This window comes from Mesorhizobium sp. (assembly GCF_041661565.1).
Lineage (GTDB): Bacteria > Pseudomonadota > Alphaproteobacteria > Rhizobiales > Rhizobiaceae > Mesorhizobium.
On sequence record NZ_JBAZUD010000082.1, the window covers coordinates 1 to 23,372 of the forward strand.

The 23,372-nt window shown below is 65.2% G+C and carries 25 protein-coding genes; 11 read left to right on the forward strand and 14 right to left on the reverse strand.

Annotated features, from left to right (window positions below; genetic code table 11):
- The 5 genes from WC739_RS15490 to hemC all read right to left on the reverse strand — a co-directional run.
- The coding region (locus tag WC739_RS15490) for a TerB family tellurite resistance protein (RefSeq protein WP_372953909.1) at nt 1-221 on the reverse strand (221 nt) is incomplete at its 3' end.
- Nucleotides 222-258: 37 nt separating this feature from the next.
- Nucleotides 259-1,857: a heme biosynthesis protein HemY gene (locus tag WC739_RS15495; protein ID WP_372953910.1), complete on the reverse strand. Its 1,599-nt coding sequence runs from the start codon at nt 1,855-1,857 to the stop codon at nt 259-261.
- 10 nt (nt 1,858-1,867) lie between these two features.
- Entirely contained in the window at nt 1,868-3,349 is a 1,482-nt protein-coding gene (locus WC739_RS15500) for a phage tail protein (protein ID WP_372953911.1), read from the reverse strand.
- Nucleotides 3,350-3,459: 110 nt separating this feature from the next.
- On the reverse strand, nt 3,460-4,176 hold the full coding sequence (locus WC739_RS15505; RefSeq protein WP_372953912.1) for a uroporphyrinogen-III synthase: 717 nt from the start codon (nt 4,174-4,176) through the stop codon (nt 3,460-3,462).
- A gap of 1 nt (nt 4,177) precedes the next feature.
- Nucleotides 4,178-5,104: a hydroxymethylbilane synthase gene (gene hemC / locus WC739_RS15510; protein WP_372953913.1), complete on the reverse strand. Its 927-nt coding sequence runs from the start codon at nt 5,102-5,104 to the stop codon at nt 4,178-4,180.
- Between the two features lie 153 nt (nt 5,105-5,257).
- On the opposite strand from hemC, the gene tsaD reads away from it, so the two are divergent.
- The 7 genes from tsaD to WC739_RS15545 are packed head-to-tail and all read left to right on the forward strand — an operon-like array spanning nt 5,258 to nt 10,031.
- Nucleotides 5,258-6,343, forward strand: a complete 1,086-nt coding sequence (gene tsaD / locus WC739_RS15515) for a tRNA (adenosine(37)-N6)-threonylcarbamoyltransferase complex transferase subunit TsaD (protein ID WP_372953929.1) — start codon at nt 5,258-5,260, stop codon at nt 6,341-6,343.
- Nucleotides 6,340-7,356, forward strand: a complete 1,017-nt coding sequence (locus WC739_RS15520; RefSeq protein ID WP_372953914.1) for an NAD(P)H-dependent glycerol-3-phosphate dehydrogenase — start codon at nt 6,340-6,342, stop codon at nt 7,354-7,356. The genes tsaD and WC739_RS15520 overlap by 4 nt, the downstream gene beginning before the upstream one ends.
- 36 nt (nt 7,357-7,392) lie before the next feature.
- Nucleotides 7,393-7,689, forward strand: a complete 297-nt coding sequence (locus WC739_RS15525; protein WP_372953915.1) for a YciI-like protein — start codon at nt 7,393-7,395, stop codon at nt 7,687-7,689.
- Between the two features lie 40 nt (nt 7,690-7,729).
- Nucleotides 7,730-8,155 carry an EVE domain-containing protein gene (locus WC739_RS15530; protein ID WP_372953916.1) on the forward strand — a complete coding sequence of 142 codons (426 nt, stop codon included), beginning with the start codon at nt 7,730-7,732 and terminating at the stop codon, nt 8,153-8,155.
- On the forward strand, nt 8,110-8,808 hold the full coding sequence (locus WC739_RS15535) for a methyltransferase (protein WP_372953917.1): 699 nt from the start codon (nt 8,110-8,112) through the stop codon (nt 8,806-8,808). The genes WC739_RS15530 and WC739_RS15535 overlap by 46 nt, the downstream gene beginning before the upstream one ends.
- 50 nt (nt 8,809-8,858) lie before the next feature.
- Complete coding sequence (locus tag WC739_RS15540; protein WP_372953918.1) at nt 8,859-9,275, forward strand: DUF1761 domain-containing protein; 417 nt, start codon at nt 8,859-8,861, stop codon at nt 9,273-9,275.
- Between the two features lie 9 nt (nt 9,276-9,284).
- The gene (locus tag WC739_RS15545) at nt 9,285-10,031 is read left to right on the forward strand and encodes a glycosyltransferase family 25 protein (RefSeq protein WP_372953919.1); all 747 of its coding nucleotides are present in this window, start codon (nt 9,285-9,287) and stop codon (nt 10,029-10,031) included.
- Between the two features lie 21 nt (nt 10,032-10,052).
- Here WC739_RS15545 and gcvA read toward each other — a convergent pair whose 3' ends face one another.
- Nucleotides 10,053-10,985 (reverse strand): transcriptional regulator GcvA, encoded by a 933-nt coding sequence (gene gcvA / locus WC739_RS15550; RefSeq protein ID WP_372953920.1) that lies wholly within the window; start codon nt 10,983-10,985, stop codon nt 10,053-10,055.
- A gap of 147 nt (nt 10,986-11,132) precedes the next feature.
- Here gcvA and WC739_RS15555 point away from each other — a divergent pair, with 147 nt between their 5' ends.
- On the forward strand, nt 11,133-11,384 hold the full coding sequence (locus tag WC739_RS15555) for a hypothetical protein (protein WP_372953921.1): 252 nt from the start codon (nt 11,133-11,135) through the stop codon (nt 11,382-11,384).
- Between the two features lie 160 nt (nt 11,385-11,544).
- On the opposite strand, the gene WC739_RS15560 is transcribed toward WC739_RS15555, so the two are convergent.
- Entirely contained in the window at nt 11,545-12,081 is a 537-nt protein-coding gene (locus WC739_RS15560; RefSeq protein ID WP_372953930.1) for a L,D-transpeptidase, read from the reverse strand.
- A 144-nt stretch (nt 12,082-12,225) separates the two neighbouring features.
- Between WC739_RS15560 and WC739_RS15565 the strand changes: the two genes are divergently transcribed.
- The gene (locus tag WC739_RS15565) at nt 12,226-12,909 is read left to right on the forward strand and encodes a response regulator transcription factor (RefSeq protein ID WP_372953922.1); all 684 of its coding nucleotides are present in this window, start codon (nt 12,226-12,228) and stop codon (nt 12,907-12,909) included.
- Nucleotides 12,910-13,133: 224 nt separating this feature from the next.
- Entirely contained in the window at nt 13,134-13,589 is a 456-nt protein-coding gene (locus tag WC739_RS15570; protein WP_372953923.1) for a Crp/Fnr family transcriptional regulator, read from the forward strand.
- 203 nt (nt 13,590-13,792) lie between these two features.
- On the opposite strand, the gene WC739_RS15575 is transcribed toward WC739_RS15570, so the two are convergent.
- From WC739_RS15575 to tesB, 7 genes are all read right to left on the reverse strand, one after another.
- Nucleotides 13,793-14,599, reverse strand: a complete 807-nt coding sequence (locus WC739_RS15575; RefSeq protein WP_372953924.1) for an exodeoxyribonuclease III — start codon at nt 14,597-14,599, stop codon at nt 13,793-13,795.
- A gap of 242 nt (nt 14,600-14,841) precedes the next feature.
- A complete protein-coding gene (locus WC739_RS15580; protein WP_372953931.1) occupies nt 14,842-15,522 on the reverse strand; it encodes an outer membrane lipoprotein carrier protein LolA in 681 nt (226 codons plus the stop codon).
- A 151-nt stretch (nt 15,523-15,673) separates the two neighbouring features.
- Nucleotides 15,674-18,358 (reverse strand): DNA translocase FtsK, encoded by a 2,685-nt coding sequence (locus WC739_RS15585; protein ID WP_372953925.1) that lies wholly within the window; start codon nt 18,356-18,358, stop codon nt 15,674-15,676.
- A gap of 238 nt (nt 18,359-18,596) precedes the next feature.
- Nucleotides 18,597-18,872 carry a hypothetical protein gene (locus WC739_RS15590; protein ID WP_224662633.1) on the reverse strand — a complete coding sequence of 92 codons (276 nt, stop codon included), beginning with the start codon at nt 18,870-18,872 and terminating at the stop codon, nt 18,597-18,599.
- Between the two features lie 326 nt (nt 18,873-19,198).
- Nucleotides 19,199-20,554 (reverse strand): ammonium transporter, encoded by a 1,356-nt coding sequence (locus tag WC739_RS15595; RefSeq protein ID WP_372953926.1) that lies wholly within the window; start codon nt 20,552-20,554, stop codon nt 19,199-19,201.
- Between the two features lie 31 nt (nt 20,555-20,585).
- Complete coding sequence (locus WC739_RS15600; protein ID WP_010912291.1) at nt 20,586-20,924, reverse strand: P-II family nitrogen regulator; 339 nt, start codon at nt 20,922-20,924, stop codon at nt 20,586-20,588.
- 216 nt (nt 20,925-21,140) lie between these two features.
- On the reverse strand, nt 21,141-22,013 hold the full coding sequence (tesB, locus tag WC739_RS15605; protein ID WP_372953927.1) for an acyl-CoA thioesterase II: 873 nt from the start codon (nt 22,011-22,013) through the stop codon (nt 21,141-21,143).
- A 95-nt stretch (nt 22,014-22,108) separates the two neighbouring features.
- On the opposite strand from tesB, the gene WC739_RS15610 reads away from it, so the two are divergent.
- The gene (locus tag WC739_RS15610) at nt 22,109-23,371 is read left to right on the forward strand and encodes a ubiquinone biosynthesis hydroxylase (protein WP_372953928.1); all 1,263 of its coding nucleotides are present in this window, start codon (nt 22,109-22,111) and stop codon (nt 23,369-23,371) included.
- The last annotated feature ends 1 nt before the right edge of the window (nt 23,372 follow it).

Consider the following 23,372-nt stretch of genomic DNA (forward strand, 5'->3'; position numbering starts at 1 on the left):
TCGCCGGCGGCGGCCAGCGCTTCGAGCTCGTCGCCGCTGATCGAATAGCTCTGCGCCAGCACCGCCTTGAACTTCTCCCATTCGACATCCTGGCGCACGCCGTCGGCATTCATCACATGGTAGAGCAGTGCCGAGGCCGCGACACGCGGATCGTCCGTCCCGGCACTCGCGCCGGACTCGGTCGACAAGTCCCTGATAAACGACAGCACACGTTCAAACATCATTCATTCCCAAGGTCGCCCGACAAATTGGAGAGGTTCAAAACAGCCGAAACCGGCGCGACGATTTTTCCGCTTCGTCATCGGGATCGACGCCGGGATCGTCCGGCAGGCGCGCCAGCTCCTCGGCCGGGTCGACAGCCTCCGCGTCGGCGGGCACGTCGGCGAAGGCCGCCGCCGTGATCGGCCTGACGTGGTCCTCATGGCTTTCGGCCGGCCTGCCGTCCGGCACGCCCGGACCCGCACCGTCTATCATTTCGGCCGGCTTTTCGCTAGCCGGCGCCGCCAGCGCCTGGCGGCTCGGACCCGTTGGCTCGGACGCGTCGTCATCGCTGTCGATCAACTGCCCGATCCGCTCCATCGGCGCCCGCCACTCGAAGGCGTCGAGCCGTCCCGTGATCGGCGAGACCGGCGCCCAACGCTCGGAAGCAACGCCGTCGGCGACCCAGACCGGGTCGCGCGGCGCCCGCACCGCCCTGGACAGGAGCTGCCGCACCTTGCCCTGGTCGCCTGTCTCGGCCTCCTCGATGTCGGCCAAAAGCAGATAGGCGCCCTCGCGGCGGTCCATGCGGATCGCCGCCTCCGCCTCGCGGCGGGCGGTCGGGAAATCCCGCGCGTCGAGTGCGGCGCGCGCCACCGTCATCGACGATTCGGCATGGTTCTTCTTCATCTCCTGCAGCTTCTTCGCCCGGTGGAGGCGGTCGAGCACGGCGTCGCCCGGCCTTGCATGGGTATAAAGCTCGGCGACCTCCGGATGCGGCTCGGCCCTCCATGCCGTCTCGAGGATCTTCGAGCCCTTGCGCACGTCGTTCTGCTTGAACAGCGCGGCGGCGGCGGCGACAGCGGCGGGAGCGAAGTCCGGCCGCAGCTTGTTGGCCTCGATCGCCGCCGTTCTCGCGGCAGCGGGATCGGTCTCGGCAAGCGCCTGCGCCTTGGCGGTCAGCAGCACGGCGCGCCGGCGGTTGGCGGCATCCCGTTCGATCTGCCGCGTCGACTTCTGCGCTTCGACCAGTTTCAGGGCACCATCCCAGTCGCCGCGCGCCGTCAGCTCCTCCAATGTCGATTCGGCAGCCCAGGCCAGTTGCGGGGCCACGGCGGCGGCACGGCCGGCATAGTGCCGAGCCGCATTGCGGTCGCCCAGCCGCTCGGCTTCGAGATAAAGCCCGCGCAGGCCGAGCAGCCGCATTTCGGGATCGTCGAGCATGCTTTCGAACTTCTGCCGCGCCCCTTCATGATCGCCTTCGAGCAGCGAGGCCTGCGCCTCGAGCAGATGGATCAGCGGCTCCTGATCGGAGCGGATCAGCTTGGCCGCTTCCTTGGTCTTCTTGCGCGCCAGCGCGCCGTCACCGGCCCCGGCGGCGATCATGCCGGTCGACAGCGCCTGATAGCCGCGGTCGCGGCGTCGCACGCGGAAATAGCGCGAGATGGTGTAGGGGCTGTTCCACAACGACTTGAGGAGCCACCATAGGATCATCACCGCGGCGACCATGGCAACGATGGCCACCGCCGCCACCATCAGGCTGACCTGGTATTGATAGCCGTTGAAGGTGACGACCATGTCGCCGGGCCGGTCGGCCAGCCAGGCAAAGCCCAGCCCGAGCGCGAACACGACGATGAGGAAGACCAGGAGGCGGATCATTGCGTTGCCCTCATGCCTTCATCGCGGTGGAGATCAGCGCGTCGACTTGGGATTCGACCTCGATCCGCGCCTTCAGTTTGCCCGCGAAATCAGCGCCGGCGGCTTTGGCTGCCTCGGGCAGCGTGTCATATTCACCAAGTGCCTTCGCATAATCGCCCTGGTTGACCGCCACCTCCATGCGGGCAACGGTTTCCGGCGCGCCGGTCCCCGCCACGGCGCCGATCGGCCTGACCTTGACCAGCGATTCGGCGCTCGACAGCAGGTTCTGCAGCAGCCCGGCATTCTCATCGACAGGCGTCGCGGCGGCGACCACGGCACTGGCGGCGGCGTCCGCCTGCGATGCGATCTCGGCGCGGGTCGCGACACCCTTTTCGGCATAGGGACGCAGTGTCGCCAGTTGTGGCGCATCGGGCGAAATCGCGGCGAAGGTCTCGAGTTCGGCCGAGAACGCCCCACCGCGCTCGAGCGCTGCCTTCAGCGCCGACGCGGCGATGGCGAGCGCGATCTTCGGCTGTCCGGCCTGCGCCCCGACCTTGCCGGAAAGCTGCGACACCGACTGCTCGAGCGCGGCGAGCCGGCCATCCTGCGCCTTTGCCGCCTCGCTTGTCGACTTCACCAGCGCATCGAGAGCTGCCAGCTTTTCGTTGAGCGGGCCGAGATCAACCGGTGTTGCGCTGCCCGCCTTGCCCAGGGCCTCGACCGCGGTTTCGATTTGCGTGACCTTGTCGCCAAGGGCTGCAAGCCCGGCAGGGTCACCGGAGCCGCCTTGTCCGACTGCCGATTTGAGCGCCGCTACATCACTCTTGACCTGATCGAGTGCGGCCGAGAGGCCGTCGACCTTGGCCGAGGCGTCGCTGTTGCCGCCAGCCTCTTTCAAGCCCGCGATCTCGGTCTTCAGCGAAGCAATGTCGCCGTTGACGCCATCGAGCGAAACTCCCGAACCGGAGCCGGGCGCGCCAAGGACGCCGGCGAATTGCAGGCCACCGGCGCCGACCAGCGCGATGACACCGCCGATGATGCCGGCGGCAACGCTGTTGAGGCCGCCGCGCTTTGCCGCAGGAGGTGTCGGCGCCATGGTTTCACCCCGTGTCTCGGTTCCTGTCTTGCTGTCGTCGGCACGCCTGGCCGATGCATCCTCGAAATTATAGTCGGAAGCCCTGGCGCGGTTGGGCGGCGAATCCGAACCGGGATAGGGCAGCTCGGGCTCGGTGGCTTTGACCTCTGCCTCTGCCGGAGTTTCCGTAGGCTGAGCGGTCGCGGTATCGGAATGCTCCCAGGGTTCAAGGTCAACCTGGTCCCCATGCACCGGCTCTTCGGGAACCTCAGCTTGAAAAGCTTCCGGCGTAGATGCGTCGACAGAGACATTTTCGGCTGCCACTGGCGACGTCGCGGCATCCTCGTCGACGATACGCGACACGGCGCCGGGCTCGAGGTCAATGGTGACCGGCTCGCGGCGGCTTTTCGAGTGTCGCATCTTCGGCGTCTTGACCATGACGGGGCTCCGCAAAATTCGCTTCGTCTCAACGCCTGGCGGCGCATGATGGTTCAGAAAGGGTCTAGCACATCACCAAGCGGTGAAAAGGGGCGGTGTGATGACGCGGCTCAGCGCCAGTCCTGCAACAGCGCCAGCAGCGCATCCTCCTCGGGCTGTGCGGGGAAGCGGATCCTGGCGCCGACGGCATCGTCAAGGGCGGCGCCAATGCGGGCGGAAAGGGCGAAAAACCGTGTGCTTTCAAAGTACTCCCGTAGACTAGGCCGCGCGACCAGGATCCGCATGGCGGCGCCGGCCTTGGCCGAATAGAGCAGCACCGCATCCACGGGCCGGGCCGAAAGCAGCGCGACAATGGCCTCGTCCGAATAGCTCATTGCAAGCGTGTCATAGGTCTCGACGGCATGGACGTGAACCCCGGCAGCCGTCAGCCGCTGTTCGAACACCGGAAACCGGACTCGTCCGCAGAGATAGACGATGGACTTGCCGGAAGACGCCGGGGCAATGGCTTCGGCCAAGGCCTCGGCATCGCCCGGCCCTTCGCCGACCGAAACGAAACCCGCCTGGCGCGCGGCCGCCGCAGTCTTCTTGCCGACAGCATGACAAGGCAGACGGGAAAGCACCGCCATCAGATCCTTCGAGGCATGGCGCGGGGCATTGGCGCTGGTCACCGCAACGGCGCTGGCCTCGTCTGGAACCAGTCCGGCATCCACCGGCAAGGACACGGTTTCGGTAAGGGGCAGGAGAATCGGCTGAAAACCTGTTTCCGAGAGCCGCCGCACCGTCCGTGACGCGCCCGGTTCCGGTCTCGTCACCAGGACGCGCAGCATATCAGAGCCAGCCGTCGAAGAATGTCTCGCCCGCCTTGGCCCGCACTGTCCGTGCGGCTTCGTCGCCGATGCGGACGGCCTCCTCCGCCGGTCCTTGCAGTTCGACCGTGTGCGACTGCGTGCCGTCCGGCGAGATGATCAGCCCGCGGAAAGCGAGTTCTCCGGCCTCGATCGCGGCATAGCCGGCGATCGGCGTGCGGCATGAGCCGTCGAGCGCCGCCAGGAAGGCACGTTCGCAGGCCAGCGCCTGTCCGGTCGGCACGTGGTGGATAGCAGCCAGCATCCTTTCGGCCTCGCGGTCGCCGATGCGGGTCTCGATTCCGATCGCGCCTTGCCCTGGCGCCGGCGGGAAGATGTCGAGAGGCATCAGGTCGGTGACAAAATGCTCGAGACCGAGCCGTTTCAACCCGGCATAGGCAAGGATCGTTCCGGCCGCGACCCCTTCTTCGAGCTTGCGCAGCCGCGTCTGCACATTGCCGCGAAACATCACCACGTCGAGATCCGGCCGCATCCGGCGGATCAGCGCCTGCCGCCGCAGTGACGACGAGCCGACTTTCATGCCCTGCGGCAGGTCGGCGATCGTCTTCGCAACCTTGCCGACAAACGCATCGCGCGCGTCCTCGCGCGGCAGGAAGGCGGACAGTTCAAGTCCGTCGGGCAGTTTCGTCGGCATGTCCTTCGATGAGTGCACGGCGACGTCGATCCTGCCGGCAAACAGCGCTTCCTCGATCTCCTTGGTGAACAGGCCTTTGCCGCCGGCTTCCGACAACGGCCGGTCCTGTATGCGGTCGCCGCTGGTCGAGATGGCGATCACCTCGAAGGCCGCCGCGGGCAGGCCATGCGCGGCCATCAGCCGCTCCCGCGTTTCATGCGCCTGCGCCATCGCCAGCGGGCTGCCGCGTGTTCCGATTCTCAAGATTGTTTGCATGGCGCGCGGTCCGTGATAACCCCCGGCCGAGGCATCCCGCGGCCAGGTGCAACCACCTGGCGTCGCGGACATGCGGCTGAAACAACCGAGGCCTTCCGGTTTCTCCTAGCGGGGAAAGGCCGGATAAACAATCTCCGGGGTAGCGACCAATTGATCCGCGTTCTGGGCATCGAGACGAGTTGTGACGAGACAGCCGCCAGCGTTGTCGCGCTGGACAGCGACGCCGTGCCGAGAATCCTCTCCAACATCGTTCTCAGCCAGATCGAGGAGCATGCCGCCTTCGGCGGTGTCGTGCCGGAGATCGCGGCGCGCGCCCATGTCGAGGCGCTGGACGGCATCATCGAGGCCGCGCTCGCCGATTCGGGCGTGGCCCTTACCGATATCGACGCCGTCGCCGCCACCGCCGGCCCGGGCCTTGTCGGCGGCCTGATCGTCGGGCTGATGACGGCCAAGGCGATCGCCGCCGCCGCGGGCAAGCCGCTGATCGCCATCAACCACCTCGAAGGGCACGCCTTGACCGCCCGGCTGACCGACGGGCTCGATTTTCCCTATCTGCTGCTGCTGGTGTCCGGCGGCCACACGCAGATCCTGGCCGTGCGCGGCGTCGGCGACTATCAGCGCTGGGCCACCACCATCGATGACGCGCTCGGCGAAGCGTTCGACAAGACGGCCAAGATGCTCGGCCTGCCCTATCCTGGCGGCCCGAACGTCGAAAAGGCGGCACATGACGGCAACGCCGCGCGCTTTGCCTTTCCGCGTCCGATGAAAGGCTCGGCGCAGCCCGACTTCTCCTTCTCCGGCCTCAAGACCGCCGTGCGCCAGGCGGCGACCGCGATAGAGCCCCTCAGTGACCAGGACGTCGCCGACATCTGCGCCTCATTCCAGGCGGCGGTGGCCGATGCACTGGCCGACCGTGTCTCGCGCGCGCTGGCGCGCTTTCGCGAGAGGTTTCCCGGCACGAAAAACCCGGCGCTGGTCGTCGCCGGCGGCGTCGCGGCCAACCGCACGATCAAGGCGACGCTGCAGCATCTATGCGCCGAGGCCGGTTTCTCCTTCGTCGCGCCGCCGCTGAAACTGTGCACCGACAACGCGGCGATGATCGCCTGGGCCGGCATCGAACGGCTGCGCGAGGGTTTGGCGCAGGAGAACGGCTTCGATTTCGTGCCGCGCTCGCGCTGGCCGCTGGACAGTGTCTCGACGCCGATGGTCGGCTCCGGCCGGCGCGGAGCCAAGGCATGATTGCCGAAGCCGAGAACCCGCCGGGGAACAGCGGCTGGCGCGTCACCGTGCTGGGCGGCGGCGCCTGGGGCACGGCGCTGGCGCTGGCCATGCTGCGCGCCGGCCATGCGGTGCGGCTTTTCGCGCGTGACCCGGAAACCGTCGCCGCGATCGGCCGTGGCGAAAATCCGCGCTATCTGCCCGGCATTGCGATTACGCCCGGCATCGAGGCGACGAGCGACATCGGGGCAGCGCTTGTCGGCGCGGACTGCGTGCTGGCGGTAACGCCGGCGCAGTCGCTGCGGGCAACTCTGACCGCCGCGAAGGACCACATGCCGAGCGGCATTCCGCTTGTTTTATGCGCCAAGGGCATCGAGCGCGACACCGGCGATCTGCTGTCGGCGATCGTCGAGGAGATCCTGCCGCGAAATCCGGTGGCCGCCCTGTCGGGGCCGAGTTTCGCCACCGACGTCGCCCGGGGCCTGCCGACGGCCGTGGTGGTCGCCGCCCGCGACGAGGCCCTGGCCGCCGACCTCGCCGCGCGCTTCTCGGCGGAAAACCTGCGCTGCTATTCGAGCGACGACCTGATCGGCGTCGAGATCGGCGGCGCCTTGAAGAATGTCTTCGCCATTGCCGCCGGCGCCGTCACCGGCGCCGGGCTCGGCGCCAGCGCCCAGGCCGCCATGGTGACGCGCGGCTTCGTCGAACTGCGCCGCCTCGGGGCCGCCTTCGGCGCCAGGCCGGAAACGCTGATGGGGCTGTCCGGCCTCGGCGACCTGCTGCTGACCTGCTCGTCGGCGCAATCGCGCAATTTCGCCTACGGCCTGGCGCTGGGGCAGGGCAAGCCGCTTGCCGGGCTAAAGCTGGCGGAGGGTGTGCCGACCGCGGCGATCGCTGCCCGCATCGCCGCCGAGCGCGGCATCGACGCGCCGATCATCACCGCCGTGTCGGCCATACTGGACGGCACGATCACCATCCGGCAGGCTGTAACGGCCTTGATGACCCGGCCGCTGAAGACCGAAACCACCGATTGACGCCATGACCATGATGGCAAAACCAGGAGAGAGAGAATGCTGTTCGCGTTGATTTGCAAGGACAAGCCCGGAAGCCTGCAGGTGCGCCTCGACACGCGGCCCGAACATGTCGCCTTCCTCGAAGGCTTGAACGGCGACAAGACGCTGGCCTTCGCCGGCCCGTTCCTCGATGGCGAAGGCAAGCCCAATGGCAGCCTCGTTGTTGTCGAGGCGCCAGACCTTGCCGCGGCACAAGCCTTGTCGGCCGCCGATCCCTACGCAAAGGCCGGACTGTTCGAAAGCGTCGAGATTCGCCAGTGGAACTGGACGTTCAACAAGCCGGCGGCTAGTTAAGTCCGGCCGCTGAAAGGCGAACCGCACGCAGGAGCGAAAGATGAACCACTGGCTGTTCAAATCGGAGCCGTTCAAGTTCTCCTTCGAGATGCTGAAAGACAAGGGCAAGGCCGGCACCCAGTGGGATGGCGTGCGCAACTACGCCGCGCGCAACAACATGAAGGCGATGCAGGTCGGCGATCTCGGCTTCTTCTACCATTCCAACGAAGGGTTGAACGTGGTCGGCATCGCCGAGGTCTGCGCGCTTGCCCATCCTGACAGCACCACCGACGACCTGCGCTGGGAATGCGTCGATATCCGCGCCGTCAGGGACATGCCGCACCCGCCGACGCTGGAGCAGATCAAGGCCAACCCCGCCCTTGCCGAGATGGCGCTGGTGCGGCTCGGGCGGCTTTCCGTGCAGCCGGTGACACCGGCGGAATGGAAGGAAGTCTGCCGCATGGGCGGCTTGACGCCAGCTCCGTGACGGCGCTCACCCCGCACGGCGCGACGCAGTTCATTCTCGACAACACCGCGCTGATGGCGCCGCCTCATGTACCGGAAATCCAGCTTTATCTGGCCGACGAAGCGCATGATCTGTGGCAGCGGACCGAGGACGAACTGGTCGAGATCGGCCTGCCTCCACCCTTCTGGGCATTCGCATGGGCCGGCGGCCAGGGTCTTGCCCGCTACGTCATCGACAATCCTGCCGCGGTGCGGGGTAAGCGCGTGCTCGACTTCGCCTCCGGCTCCGGCCTTGTCGCCATCGCCGCCGCCAAGGCAGGCGCCGCCAAGGTGATCGCCGCCGATATCGATCCATTCTGCGTCACGGCGATCCGTCTCAACGCGCGGGCCAACGATGTCGGTATCGACTTCCTCGGCACGGATTGCATCGGCACCGACGCAGGGTGGGACGTGGTGCTGGCCGGCGATGTCTTCTACGACAATTCCTTCGCCGGCCGGCTGATGCCCTGGTTCGCGATGCTGAAGGCACGAGGCGCCGAGATCCTCGTCGGCGACCCCGGCCGCTCGTATATGCCGACGACGGGGCTCGAGCCTTTGGCGGTCTATGAGGTGGCCGTCACCCGTGCGTTGGAGGATTCGCTCGTCAAACGCACCACCGTCTGGCGCTTTGCTTGACGTGATCGCCGAACAGGCGTTTGCATGAATTTCTGACCGGAGGGGAAAGCATGGATTTTTCAGCAGTGAACTGGCTGGCGGTGCTTGTCGCCGCCGTCCTGGCCTGGCTGTTCGGCGCCCTATGGTACATGGCCTTGAGCAAGCCGTGGTTGAAGGCCGCGAAACTCGATCCCGCGACGATGAGGAGGTCGCCGCTGCCCTTCATCATCAGCTTCATCGCCGAACTGCTCATGGCCACGATCATGGCGCTGGTCGTCGGCGCCATGACCGGCGGCGAGCCGACCTGGCTCGCGGGCCTCGTCTTCGGCTTCGTGCTTTGGCTGGGCTTCGTCGCAACGACGCTATCGGTCAACCACCGCTACGAGAATTTCGGCTGGGACCTGACCCTCATCGACGGCGGCCACTGGCTGGGCGTGCTGCTGATCATCGGCGCGGTGGTCGGCTGGTTCGGCGCCGCGGCAAGCTGAGCTGCGTTGATGCCGGCGGAAGGTACCGGATTCCCGCGCGACCTGGTGTTCACGCGCGTCTGCCACGTCAAGCAAGGCTATGACGACCGTCGCCGCCACATCGTCGGCGAGTTCGAGCGGCGCGGCGTGCCGGTCACCTTCTACACCGACTGGGACCAGCGCGATGTCACCCCCGAAATCCGCGCCGAGTTGGTTGCCCCTCACTTCGTCCATCCGGCGCAGGTCTCGCTGGCGCTGAAGCATGTCGGCATCTGGCGCGACTTCCTCGAGACCGACCTGCCCTATTGCCTGGTCTTCGAGGACGACGTGTTCCTGGCCCGCGACTTCGTCGCCAGGTTCCGCCAGGGGCTGGCCGAATTTGGCAGCCCGTCGCGCAAAGCCGTCATCTATCTCGGCAACGGCAGCAACTACTACACGCCGATCTGGAAACTGCGGAAGGGTCAAAGCCTTTATCCGGCACTGCATGCCAGATGCGCCGATTCCTACCTGATCACGCGGCCGGTCGCCGAAGCCCGTTGCGCCTGGATCGAGCAGAACAAGATATCGACCGTGATCGACCACCAGATCGAACAGATGGACGCCGCGTTGGGCATTGAAATGCTCTGGTTCGAACGGCCCATCGCCGAGCAGGGCAGCGAGAATGGCGCTTTCCACACCTCGGTCGCCGGCAAACGGCATTCGCTGCTTTACAAGAAACTGAGCTGGAACTGGAAGAAGTACACAAGGATGATCTTCGGCCACACCGCCCGCTCCTGAAGGGACCTTGCGGCGTCGCTGTCACACCCGGTCGGCGCTCGGCGTCCTTGCCACCTCCCCCAATATCCAGTCCCGAAAGCCGGCGATGCGCGGATCATCGGCCACGGCCTGGGGGTAGACCAGGAAATAGGCGAATTCCGGCGCGACCCTGATGCTGAGTTCGAAAGGCCGCACCAGGCGACCCTCGGACAGGTCGTTCGCCACCATGGCGAAATCGGCCAGCGCCACCGCGTTGCCGTCGACCGCCGCCTGGACCGCGTCCGTCGACGTGCCGAAGACGATCGTGCGACTGTCGTCGAAATCGTCGACACCCGCCGCCGCCATCCACATGCGCCAGTTCGGCCATGTCACGCCTTGGCGGGCCCATTCGATATGGGCCAGCGTGTGGTGGAACAGGTCGCGTGGTTCGCGCAAGGGCGGTCCTGACGCCAGCAGGGCCGGGCTGCACACCGGAATGATGATGTTGTCGAACAGGCGGTGCGCGCAAAGCCCCGGGTATTTGCCGGCGCCAAAGCGGATGCCGACATCGACATCGTCGAGGTCGAAATCGCGCAAGCCGTAGGCGATGTCGAACCTGAGCTCGATGCCCGGCTTCTGCCTGCGGAAATCCTCGACGCGCCGCATCAGCCATTTCGCCGCGAACTGGGCGTCCAGCGTTACTTTCAGCAAGGCCGTGCCGCGCGTCATCTTGCGCGCGCGCATCACGGCCCGGCCAAGCAGGTCGAGCGCGTCGGTCGACGCCTCGAACAGGACCGCGCCGGCTGCGGTCAGGCGCATGGTCCGGCTGGTGCGCGTGAACAGAACCAGCCCGAGCTGGTCCTCGATTTCCTTGATCTGGTGGCTGACGGCGGCCGGCGTCAGCCCCAGTTCATCAGCGGCACGGGTGAAATTGAGATGCCGGGCCGCTGCCTCCAGCGTCCTCAGCGCCCTCGTTCCGGGCAGCGGATTTGTCATCAGGACAAAACGCAGACAGACGCGGCCAGCACTCTTCGATCCTCAAAGGAAACTTGATGATGGGCAAAAAACTACTCGTTTCCCGTATGGATTTCAATCGGGCAGGATGGAAGCATCAAAACACCATCAAATCGGATTTGATATCCGATGAACGGATCCGTCATGTCGCACATTGCTCTCCACCCTGTTCATGTCAGGCCGAATTGGCTGACCGCGATCGCCGACTGGCTGCGCCAGGCCAGGGTCGCGGTGAAACTCCCGCTCCCGGATGTCGAGAACCTGTCTGACCGCCAATTGCGCGATATCGGCGCCGGGCGAAAGGACGTCACCCGCGCAATGGACCGCGAGACCGGGCGCCTGGGGCTTCTGGGCCTTGGCTGGCAACAGCCGCGCAGGTAGGGGAATAGGGAATAGGGAATAGGCAGTAGGCAGTAGGCAGTAGGCAGTAGGCAGTAGAGAAAGTCAGGAGCAGCGGACATCAACCCGCTCACCTACTCCGTACTCCCTACTCCTACTCCCTATTGCCTACTCCCTACCTCCCCTACCTCCCCTACCTCCCCTACCTCACCACCCTCATCACCGTCCGGTTCGACAGCAGCGGCAGAAGCCGCGCCATCGTGCGGGCCGTCACCGCGACGCAGCCTTGCGTCGGCGTGAAGCCGGGGCGCGCCAGATGGAAGAAGATGGCACTGCCGCGTCCGCGCCGGCGCGGCGACAGGTTCCAGTCGAGCACCAGGCAGGCGTCGTAGAGCCGGTCGTCGCGCCGCATCCGCTCGTGGCTGGCGCCGTAGGGGATCTTGACCGGCCGGTTGTAGTTGCGGTCGTCCGGCACCTCGCACCAGCCGAGATCGGGCCCGATCGGCGTCATCGCGAGGCGGGTTCGCCGGCCGCCGGCGAACTGATCCGCCCGGAAATAGCCCGACACGATCCGCATAGGGCCAAGCGGCGTGGCGCCGTCGCCCTCGCGCTTGTCGGCAGAGATACCGCCGCGTCCCAGGGCGCACGCAAACACGGTTCCGCCAGCCTGCAGAAGACCCTGGCTCGGATGGCCGGGCCTCGCCCGCACGGTCAGCACGCGCAGCCCTTTTGGCAAAATTGCGCCGGCTGCATTGCGCTGGCGTTTTTTCTTGTATGATCGCGCCACGGAACAAATCACTGTGATCGGCTATTGTGTCGGCCAGCTTCCGCATAAATACGCAGCGGTCAACTGAATTTACTTTTCAAAACAACGGATTGATCCATGACTTCACGCACCATACTGATCGTCGACGACGATGACGACCTGCGCGGCACACTCGTCGAGCAACTGTCCCTCTACGAGGAATTCGACGTGCTGCAGGAAGCGACGGCGGCAAAAGGCGTCACTGCGGCGCGCGGCGGCCTCGTCGATCTGCTCATCATGGATGTCGGGCTGCCCGACATGGATGGCCGCGAGGCGGTGAAGATCCTGCGCAAGGGCGGCTACAAGGCCCCCATCATCATGTTGACCGGCCACGACACCGATTCCGACACGATTCTGGGTCTCGAGGCCGGCGCCAACGACTATGTCACGAAGCCGTTTCGCTTCGCCGTCCTGCTGGCCCGCATCCGCGCCCAATTGCGCCAGCACGAGCAGAGCGAGGATGCCACCTTCTCGGTCGGCCCCTACACCTTCAAGCCCAGCCAGAAACTGCTGCTCGACCAGCGCGGCGGCAAGGTGCGGCTGACGGAGAAAGAGGCCTCGATCATCAAATATCTCTATCGCGCCGACCAGAAGGTGGTGACGCGCGACGTGCTGCTTGAGGAAGTGTGGGGCTACAATTCCGGCGTCACCACGCACACGCTGGAAACCCATGTCTACCGGCTACGCCAGAAGATCGAGCGCGATCCTTCCAATGCGGAAATTCTTGTGACAGAAAGCGGCGGCTACAAGCTGGTTCCTTAAACATTTCATTATCCAATGAGCGGCCGGGGTGGGGACGCTTTTTCGGGTACGGTCCTGATACTGGAGGCGGTTTGGATCGGACCCGCTACGCATCGCTCGAGAATCCGAAGCGGTTTCTGGAAGCGTGATGCGTAGGCCCAAAGTGTCGGAGCGGCCTTGCGTGTTCAGGGGACGCGCGGCGCTCCAAAGGAGGAGTCGGACTGTCGGTTCGGGGACATAGCTAGATGGCGCTGGATGACGATATCCGCATCCTGTCCGCCGTGAGGCTCTTCGAGGGCTTCACGCAGGAGCAACTGCGCCTGCTCGCCTTCGGTGCCGAAAACACCATGCTGCGGGCCAATCACAAGCTCTACCGCGAGGAAGACGAGGCTGATTCGGCCTATGTGGTGGTCAGCGGGCAGATCGTCCTCTACCGCGAGCAGAATGGCGAGCGCATCCCGATCGGCACGGCAGGCCCAGGCGCCATCCTGAGCGAGCTGGCATTGATCGCCGACAGCAACCGGCTGACCAGTGCATCGGCCGAAATCGATTCCGAGGTCATCCGCCTCAGCCGCAAGATGTTTCGCCGCATCCTCGAGGAATACCCCGACGTCGCGGTGAAATTGCATCAGCGCATTTCCGAAGAGTTCCAGGCCATGATCCGCCGCATCGAGGAACTGGCCCCGCGCTTCGCGGGCTAGTCCAGTTCCAACTCTCCTCTGACAGCCCGCAGATGCGTGAACACCGACTTAGCGCCAGCGCGTGGGTGTGTCGAGATTCAGGTCAGGCAGAGTCGAAAACGGCGGATGCCGAGAACCGGAGCGGAGCGTACTTTGGGTACGTGAGCACCGGAAGCGCAGGAAGCCGTCGTTTGCAGACCTGCCTCACCTGAATATCGGCACACCTACTCCAGATCGAACCGCGCGATGACAGGCACATGGTCCGACGGCCGTTCCCAGCCGCGCGCCGGTCGCAGGATCTCGTAGCCGGCAAAGACAGGTACCAGATTGGGCGAGGACCAGACATGGTCGAGCCGGCGGCCGCGGTTGGACTCTTCCCAGTCCCGCGCGCGGTAGCTCCACCAAGTGTAGAGCTTCTGCTCATGCGGCACGTTGAGCCGCATCAGGTCGACCCATTCTCCGGCAACGCGCATCGCCTCGAAGCTCTCCGTCTCGACCGGCGTATGGCTGACCACGTTGAGCAGTTGCTTGTGCGACCAGACATCGTGCTCGAGCGGCGCGATGTTGAGGTCGCCGACCAGCACCGAGGCGGACACCTCGTCGTGCTCGGCGCGGATGGCATTCATTTCGGCGACGAAGTCGAGCTTGTGCCTGAACTTCCTGTTGATCTCGGGGTCAGGTTCGTCACCGCCGGCGGGAACGTAGAAATTGTGCAGCAGGATCGCCTTGCCGCCGGCCCGCACCGTCACCGAAAGATGGCGGCTGTCCTCGATGCCGCAGAAGCGGCGCTTCTCGACAAGTTCGATGGGCCGCCGCGCCACCGTCGCCACGCCGTGATAGCCCTTCTGGCCATGGAAGGCGATGTGCTCGTAGCCGAGCTTGCGGAACACCTTTTCGGGGAAAAGCTCGTCGGGAACCTTGGTTTCCTGCAGGCACAGCACATCGGGGGCATGCTCCAGCAGCAGGCGTTCGACGATCGGCATGCGCAGGCGAACGGAATTGATGTTCCAGGTGGCGATGGAAAAGGGCATTCGGCGGTCCGGAAAGAGGGTCCCGCACTACTGCCAGCCGCGCGCCGCAAAGACAAGCGGCATGCGCGTGCTGCTTCCTCTTGCACCGGCGACAGCCCGGATCCAGGTCCGTCCGGGTCGAAAATGGTGGTTTTCGAGAACCGGCGCGGAGCGTACCTGGAAGGACGTCAGCTCAGGTCTACTGCGACGCAGTAGACCCAGGAAGCCAGGAAACCGCCTTTGCAGGCCGGCCTCACCTGAATCTACCGCGTCTTGGTGTTCAGCTCGCGGTTGGCCGTGTAGTCTATCGCGAAAGTGTCGGCGGCGAAACTGACACCTTCCTTGACGTTGAAGATCATCACGGTCGTGTCCTTGCCCTGCGCGTCGGTGATCGTCCACTGGCGCAGTTCGGAGGATTTGGGATCGAACATCATCGTGATCTTCGAATTGCCGAATACGGACTTGTCGGCAAGCTGGATGGTGGTGAGGTCATCTTCCTGCTTGACGCTTTTGACGCGGCCGCCGGAGAGGTCGATCCTGTCGTCAAGCAGCAGCTTCAGCGGCGTCTTCGACAGCGGATAGAGATCGGACGTGTTGAGCTTCTTGTTCAGGATCACCACCGACGTGCCGTCCGAGATCACCTTGAAGTTCGAGGCTCCGTCATAGTTGAAGCGGATCTTGCCCGGCCGTTCGAGAAAGAACTTGCCACCGGACTGCTCGCCCTTGGGGCCGAACTGCACGAATTCACCGCTCATCGATTTGACCGACGAAAAATGGTCCGCGATCTTCTGGGCGCTCGCCGGCACGGAAGCCTGCGCCGAGGCCAGCAACTGGAATCCGGGCACCAGGTTGAAGGCCGCCGCGCCCGCGAATGCCAAGCCGAAACCAAGCAGCCGGCGCCGGCTGAGAGCGAAATCGCTGGGCGCTGAAGCATCGTTTTTCATGTCGGTCACTCTCGTCTGATCCTCGATCTGTGGCTGTCCTTGGACCCCCAGTTGGGCTGAAGTTTGGCGGTCGTCACGGCGCTGTCGCTCAACGCTCCGAAAGGGTCAAGGTTTCCGAGCCGGCGGATTTCAGCGACGCCGAGGCCCTCCGTCAGAACTTGTCGTCTTCGGTCGGCACCAGGATTTCGCGCTTGCCGGCATGGTTGGCCGGACCGACGATGCCTTCCTTCTCCATCTTCTCGATGATCGAGGCGGCGCGGTTGTAGCCGATGCCCAGCCGCCGCTGGATATAGCTGGTCGATGCCTTGCCGTCGCGCAGCACCACCGACACCGCCTGGTCGTAGGGATCGTCGGAATCTTCGAAATTGCTGTTGCCGCCGCCGCTGCCGGAGCCGCCCTTGCCGGTGGGCGCGTCGTCATCCTCGTCGCCGTCGTCCTCGGTGATGGCGTCAAGATATTCCGGCACGCCTTGCAGCTTCAGGTGCGCCACGATCTTCTCGACCTCCTCGTCGGCGACGAACGGACCGTGCACGCGCTGGATGCGGCCGCCGCCGGCCATGTAGAGCATGTCGCCCATGCCGAGCAGCTGTTCGGCGCCCTGCTCGCCCAGGATGGTGCGGCTGTCGATCTTGGACGTCACCTGGAAGGAGATGCGGGTCGGGAAATTGGCCTTGATGGTGCCGGTGATGACGTCGACCGACGGGCGCTGCGTCGCCATGATGACATGGATGCCCGCGGCGCGCGCCATTTGCGCCAGGCGCTGCACCGCGCCTTCGATGTCCTTGCCGGCCACCATCATCAGATCGGCCATCTCGTCGATGATGACGACGATATAGGGCATCGGCTCGAGGTCGAGGTTCTCGGTCTCGTAGATCGCCTCGCCGGTCTGCCGGTCGAAACCGGTCTGCACGGTGCGCGAGATCTTCTCGCCCTTCTTGTCGGCCTGGGTGACCCGGGCATTGAACCCGTCGATGTTGCGAACGCCGACCTTCGACATCTTGCGGTAGCGGTCTTCCATCTCCCGCACTGTCCATTTCAGCGCCACCACCGCCTTCTTCGGATCGGTGACCACCGGCGTCAAGAGATGCGGAATGCCGTCATAGACGGAGAGTTCCAGCATCTTCGGGTCGATCATGATCAGCCGGCATTCCTCCGGCTTCAGCCGGTAGAGCAGCGACAGGATCATGGTGTTGATGGCCACCGACTTACCGGAGCCGGTGGTGCCGGCGACCAGCACGTGCGGCATCTTGGCGATGTCGACGATGACCGCCTCGCCATTGATGGTCTTGCCCAGCGCAAGCGCCAGCTTGGCCTTGGTCGTCTCGAAATCGCGGCTGGCCAGGATTTCCCTGAGATAGACGGTCTCGCGCTTTGCGTTCGGCAGTTCGATGCCGATGGCGTTGCGGCCCGGCACAACAGCGACGCGGCAGGCGATCGCGCTCATCGAACGGGCAATGTCGTCGGACAGGCCGATGACACGCGACGACTTGATGCCCGGCGCCGGTTCGAGCTCGTAGAGGGTCACCACCGGACCGGGGCGCACGGCGATGATCTCGCCCTTGACGCCGAAATCCTCCAGCACCCCTTCGAGCAGGCGCGCGTTCTGCTCCAGCGCGTCCTTGGACAGGCTGGCGTCGCGCACAACGTTCTTCGGTTCGGACAGGAAATGCAGCGACGGCATCTCGAATTTTTCCGAGCCGATCAGCGACGTCTGTGCCTCGCGCTGGACGCGGGCGCCCGGCGCCGGCCGGGGAGCCGGCGCCTCGACGCGGGTGGCGGCATCGGAACGGAACTGCTGCACCTTGGCTGTCGGCGCGGCGCGGCGCTGGCCGACAGGTTCAGCCTCCGGCTCGAAATCCATGCCGTCGTCGGCTTCGAAGCCTTCGGCCTCGAAGACATCGGCATCGTCGGGATCGAGCGAAGCGCCGCGATCGTTGACCATGGCGGCGAAGAATTCAGGCTCGACCCGGGCACGGCCGTCAGGGCTCATCCGCTGCTCGGCGAACTCGGCCGATTCAACCCGTTCGGCGGCGCGCCGCCACGCGGTCGAACGCTGCTCCATCACAGGTTCGAGCGCATCGCGCTCCTTCTCGCGGCGCACGGCGCGGCGATGCATCCAGGCGCGCAACGAAAGCCACCAATGGGTGATGGCGCCGAGCGCCAGGATGCCTTCGTCGCCCTCCTCGTCCTCATTGTCAAACAGGAGGTCGTCCTCGCGCGGGTCGGCTGCCGGCTCCTCTTCCATGACGGCGAAGCCGTTCTTGCGTCCGATGAGCGCCGAGCCATGGGCAAAGAGCCACAGCGCGGGCACGGCGAGCAGGATGGCGATCACGGTGGCGATCAGGCCGGTCGGATAGCCGCCGATGAAGACACCTGGAATTTTCAGCACCATGTCGCCGAACACGCCGCCAAGGCCCGTGGGCAGCGGCCAGGTCTTCGGCGGCACCACGCAACCGGCCATCGCCGCTGCCAGCAGGGCAAAGCCGAACCAGGAAAGCCCGCGCCTTGGCAGTCTGTCGACACCGCGCGCGGAAAACAGCAGGAAGCCCCAGACCACCGTCGGGACGAGAGCGGCGACGGCGGCAAGCCCGAAGAACTGCATGGCAAGGTCTGAGAACACCGCACCGGGATAGCCCATGGCATTGGTGACGACGTTGCTTGTCGCGTGCGAGAAACTCGGATCGGCGACGTTCCAGGTGGCGAGGCTGGCCACGCCGAACGCGGCCAGCGCGAACAGCCCGGCGCCGACCAGCCGCCCGGCCTGGCGCCGCGCGAACGCCTGGATGCCGTGCCCCGTATCGGCCAGCGCGAGCGGTGCTGAAGCCCCTGAACGCATGCTCTTCCCCGTCTGTCATTGCCTCGCGGGTGCATGACGCACGCCGGCGGATTCGGATGTCAGACTATCGGTGGGAAGGTTAAGGCTGCATTAACCATGGCTCCGATGCCGCCGCATGGCGCGAATAATCGCCCTGCGGGCTCCATCCGGCCCGGGCCGAGAACGACAATGGCGGACATCGTGCCCGCCATCATCCGTCCCGTGCAGAAGATCAGGCCATGGCCCGATCGCGGCAAGATCAGTTGGCGCCGCCGAGCGCCTGGACATTGGCGCAGAATTCGGCGTGCGGCTTGCTCATCGCCGCATCGTTGCATTCCTTCTTCATCGCTTCCTGCTTTTCCATCGGCATCGCCATGAAGGCCGTCTTGAAATCCGCCATCGGCTTCATGGTTTTCATGCCGGAATCGGTGAAGAACGGCGCCATGTTGTCCGGCTCGTCCAGTGCGCCGGCAAATGCCACGCCACCAACCATGGAAAGAGCAAGTGCCCCGAGGCAGATTGTCTTGAGGTTCATGAGAAAGTTCCTTCCCTGAGTTTTGCAAAACGATCGCCAAAACGACGATCGCCTTCACAGTTCGGAACGGAACCGGTCGATGTTTCCTCGAAAATCTTCTTCACGCGAACGTGATTGCGTGTGTACGGGCGAGGGCAGGACGTCTGTACCAAAAAAGAGGCCCGGACGTGATCCGGGCCTCAAGGCGTGAGCTCCTTTCGGGAGCCCACGACGGGATGTTTTTGAAGCAGTCCCAAGGATGCGTGCAGCGACTTTCCGTCTGGACTGCTTGAACAGACAGGGCCGGCTGGAGGAGGATTCCGCCGGCCCCGTGGGCTAGGCTGGCCTCACGGCACCACTTCGCCATGCTGGGAGATGTCGAGGCCTTCGACCTCTTCCTGGGTCGTCGGACGCAGGCCGACCAGGGCCTTGACGACGTAGAGGATCACGAAGGTGGCGACCGCCGTCCACACGATGGTGACCGCGACACCATAGATCTGCTTGCCGAGCGAAGCACCCGACGACAGGCTGTTGATCGCCGGATCGGCCAGCACGCCTGTGAGCAGGGCGCCGACGACACCGCCAACGCCATGCACGCCGAACGCATCGAGCGAGTCGTCATAGCCGAACATGTGCTTCACCTTGACCGCCGAGAGGTAGCAGACGACGCCGGCGACGATGCCGACGATGAAAGCGCCGGTCGGGTTGACGAAGCCGGAAGCCGGCGTCACCGCGACGAGGCCGGCAACGGCGCCCGAGATGATGCCGAGCACCGAAGGCTTCTTGGCGACGATCCATTCGGCGAACATCCAGGCCAGCGCCGCGGCCGCGGTGGCGACCTGGGTGTTGAGCATGGCGGCGCCGGCGAGGCCGTCGGCGGCGAGTTCCGAACCAGCGTTGAAGCCGAACCAACCGACCCACAGCAGCGAGGCGCCGATCACCGAGTAGACGAGGTTGTGCGGCGCCATGTTGGTGGTGCCGTAGCCTTCACGCTTGCCGAGCACGAGGGCGCAGACCAGGCCGGCGACACCGGCGTTGATATGGACGACCGTACCGCCGGCGAAGTCGAGCACGCCAGCCGAGCCGAGGAAGCCGCCGCCCCAGACCCAATGCGCGACCGGCACGTAGACGATGAGCAGCCACAGCGCCATGAAGATCAGCAGCGCCGAGAATTTGAAGCGCTCGGCGAAGGCGCCGGCGATCAGCGCCGGGGTGATGATGGCGAAGGTCATCTGGAACATCGAGAAGACGAATTCAGGAATGTTCGCGACGCCCGGCAGCCACAGCGAGGCGGTGGTGATGCCGTGATGGAAGAATTTCGAGGTGCCGCCGATATAGCTGTTCATGCCGCCGCCGTCGGAGAAGGCCAGCGAGTAGCCGAACATGAACCACAGCACCGTCACCAGGCAGGTGATGGCAAAGCTCTGCATGATGGTGGCGAGCACGTTCTTCTTGCGCACCATGCCGCCGTAGAACAGCGCCAGGCCGGGAATGGTCATCATCAGCACCAGGGCCGTGGAGGTCAGCATCCAGGCCGTGTTGCCGGTGTCGAGGACCGGGGTGGGGGCAGCAGCCGGCGCTGCCGCGGCAGCGGCGGGAGCCGCTTCCTGCGCGAAAGCGGCGACCGTGCCCAATGCCACGAGCGTGAGCGAACCCAGAAGGGCCGCCCGTCCCGTTGTCTTCAAGGTGGAAGGAATATTCATTGAACTCTCCATTGGAATACGTTTTCGCCGCTCAGAGCGCGTCGGTGTCTGTTTCGCCGGTACGGATGCGCACCGCCTGGTCGATGCCGAAAACGAAGATCTTGCCATCGCCGATCTGGCCGGTCTTGGCGGCGGCGGTGATGGCTTCGACGGCCTTGTCGACCGTATCGGCACTGACCGCGACCTCGATCTTGATCTTCGGCAGGAAACTGACCGCGTATTCCGCCCCGCGATAGATTTCCGTATGCCCCTTCTGACGCCCGTAGCCTTTGACTTCGGTGACGGTCAGGCCCTGGATGCCGACGGCGGTAAGCGCTTCGCGTACCTCGTCGAGCTTGAACGGCTTGATGATTGCCATCACGATTTTCATAAGGTTTAACCCTTTGCTGTTGCGGTGCCCCGCGTTTGCACGACTTCACCGATCCCAAAGAGCCGGAGAGTGCCCACGAGGATTCAAGCTCCGTGCCAGTTGCCGAAGCGGGTGTTAACCTGTTGTAAACAAAGCGCTTGAGGCGAGCGCCACCTATGCCCGCGCACCACAGCTGGGCTACACATGATTATAAAATAGGCAATTTTTGAGAAATGCCTATTCCGCAGGCGGCCGCTTGAGCCGGATCAGCCCTTCCTGCGCCATCGAGGCGATCAGCGTGCCATCGCGCGCATAGAGGGTGCCGCGGCTGAATCCGCGTGAACCCGAGCTTGAAGGGCTGTCCTGGACGTAGAGCAGCCAGCCATCGAGCGGATGCGGCCGATGAAACCACATCGAGTGATCGAGGCTCGCCGCCTGGATATCGGGATCGAAGAGGCCGCGGCCATGCGCGAAGGTCGACGTGTCGAGCAGCGTCATGTCGGAGAGGTAGGCAAGCAGCACCGATTGCAATGCCCGGTCGTCCGGAACCGGCCCGGCGAGGCGGATCCAGACATTCTGCCTTGGCGGCAGCTTGTCGCGGCTTTCATAGTGCTGGAGGTTGACCGGACGCAGCTCCAGCGGCCGCTCCCGCGCCCAGAAGCGGCGCACCGCCTCGGGCACGCGTTCGGCTTTCTCGAGCAGCTGCCGCTGCGTCTGCAGGCCTTCCGGCGGCGGCACGTCGTCAGGCAGCGGGAACTGGTGCTCGAGCCCTGTCTCGTCGACCTGGAACGAGGCTTCCAGCGAAAAGATCGCCTGCCCGTGCTGGATCGCCAGCACGCGGCGCGTGGTGAAGGAGCCGCCGTCCCGGATGCGGTCGACCTCGTAGACGATCGGCACCTTGGTGTCGCCGGGCCGCATGAAATAGCCGTGCAGCGAATGCACGTGCCGGTCGGGCTCCACCGTCCGCTGGGCGGCCACCAGCGCCTGGGCGATCGTCTGGCCGCCGAACACGCGCTGCCATTCCACCTGGGGGCTGCGACCACGATACAGATTGTGTTCCAGCCTCTCGAGGTCGAGAATGCCGAGAAGCTCGTCCATGGCCGACGTCATGTTTCATGATCCCATCGCAAGATGCATGGCGGGTTTCCGACAGGATGGACGAGCCGTCAAGGGTGGATGACCCGGCCGGCGCGCAAGGAGCGAAGATGATCGAAAGCAAGACGGATGCGAAGACCGGGTCCGGGCTCGACGTTCTGGTCGCAGGCGCCGGTTATGTCGGCCTTGCCGCCGCCGTCTCGCTGAAGCAGGCGCGCCCCGGCCTTGCTATCGCACTCGTCGATGCCGCGCCCGCCGGCGCCTGGCAAAAGGATGGCCGCGCATCGGCCATTGCCGCCGCGGCCTGCCGCATGCTTGACCAGCTCGGCGTCTGGGCCGAGATCGCGCCGCAGGCCCAGGCGATCACCGAGATGATCATCACCGATTCGCGCGGTTCGGACCCGGTCCGCCCGGTCTTCCTGACCTTCGACGGCGAGGTGGCGCCGGGCGAGCCCTTCGCGCACATGGTGGCCAACAAGGTGCTGAACGGCGCCCTTCGTGCAAAGGCCGGGAAACTCGGCATCGACATCATCGAAGGCGTTGCCGTGCAGGGCTTCGAGACCGGCGGCGCCGGCATCATCGTGCGCCTTGCCGACGGCGCGACGCTGAAGGCCCGGCTGCTGGTCGCCGCCGACGGCGTCAAGTCGAAGCTGCGCGACATGGCCGGTATCAAGACGGTGAAATGGGACTATGGCCAGTCCGGCATCGTCTGCACCGTGGCGCATGAACGCCCGCACAATGGCCGCGCCGAAGAGCACTTCCTGCCGCCCGGCCCCTTCGCCACGCTGCCGCTCAAGCCGTCCGAGGACGGCACCAACCGCTCGTCGATCGTCTGGGTCGAGCGCACGGAAGACGCCAGGAAGCTCGTGGAAGGCGACGACCTCGTCTTCGAGCACGAACTCGAACAGCGCTTCGGCCTGAAGCTCGGGGAAATCCGCGTGGCCGACAAACCGCGCGCCTGGCCGCTTGGCCTGACGCTAGCGCGCGCCTTCGTCGCGCCGCGCATCGCGCTCGCCGGCGATGCCGCGCACGGCATCCACCCGATCGCCGGCCAGGGCCTCAACCTCGGCTTCAGGGATGTCGCCGCCCTTGCCGAAGTGATCGTCGAGGCCGACCGGCTCGGCCAGGACATCGGCGCGCTCGACGTGCTCGAGCGCTACCAGCAGTGGCGCCGTTTCGACACGGTTCAGATGGGCATCACGACGGATGTGCTGAACCGGCTGTTTTCGAACGACATCGGCCCGCTGCGCACCGTCCGCGATATCGGCCTGGGCCTCGTCGAACGCATGCCGCGCCTGAAGGATTTTTTCATCCGCCAGGCGTCGGGACTGTCAGCCGATACGCCACGACTGTTGAAGGGCGAGGCGATCTAGC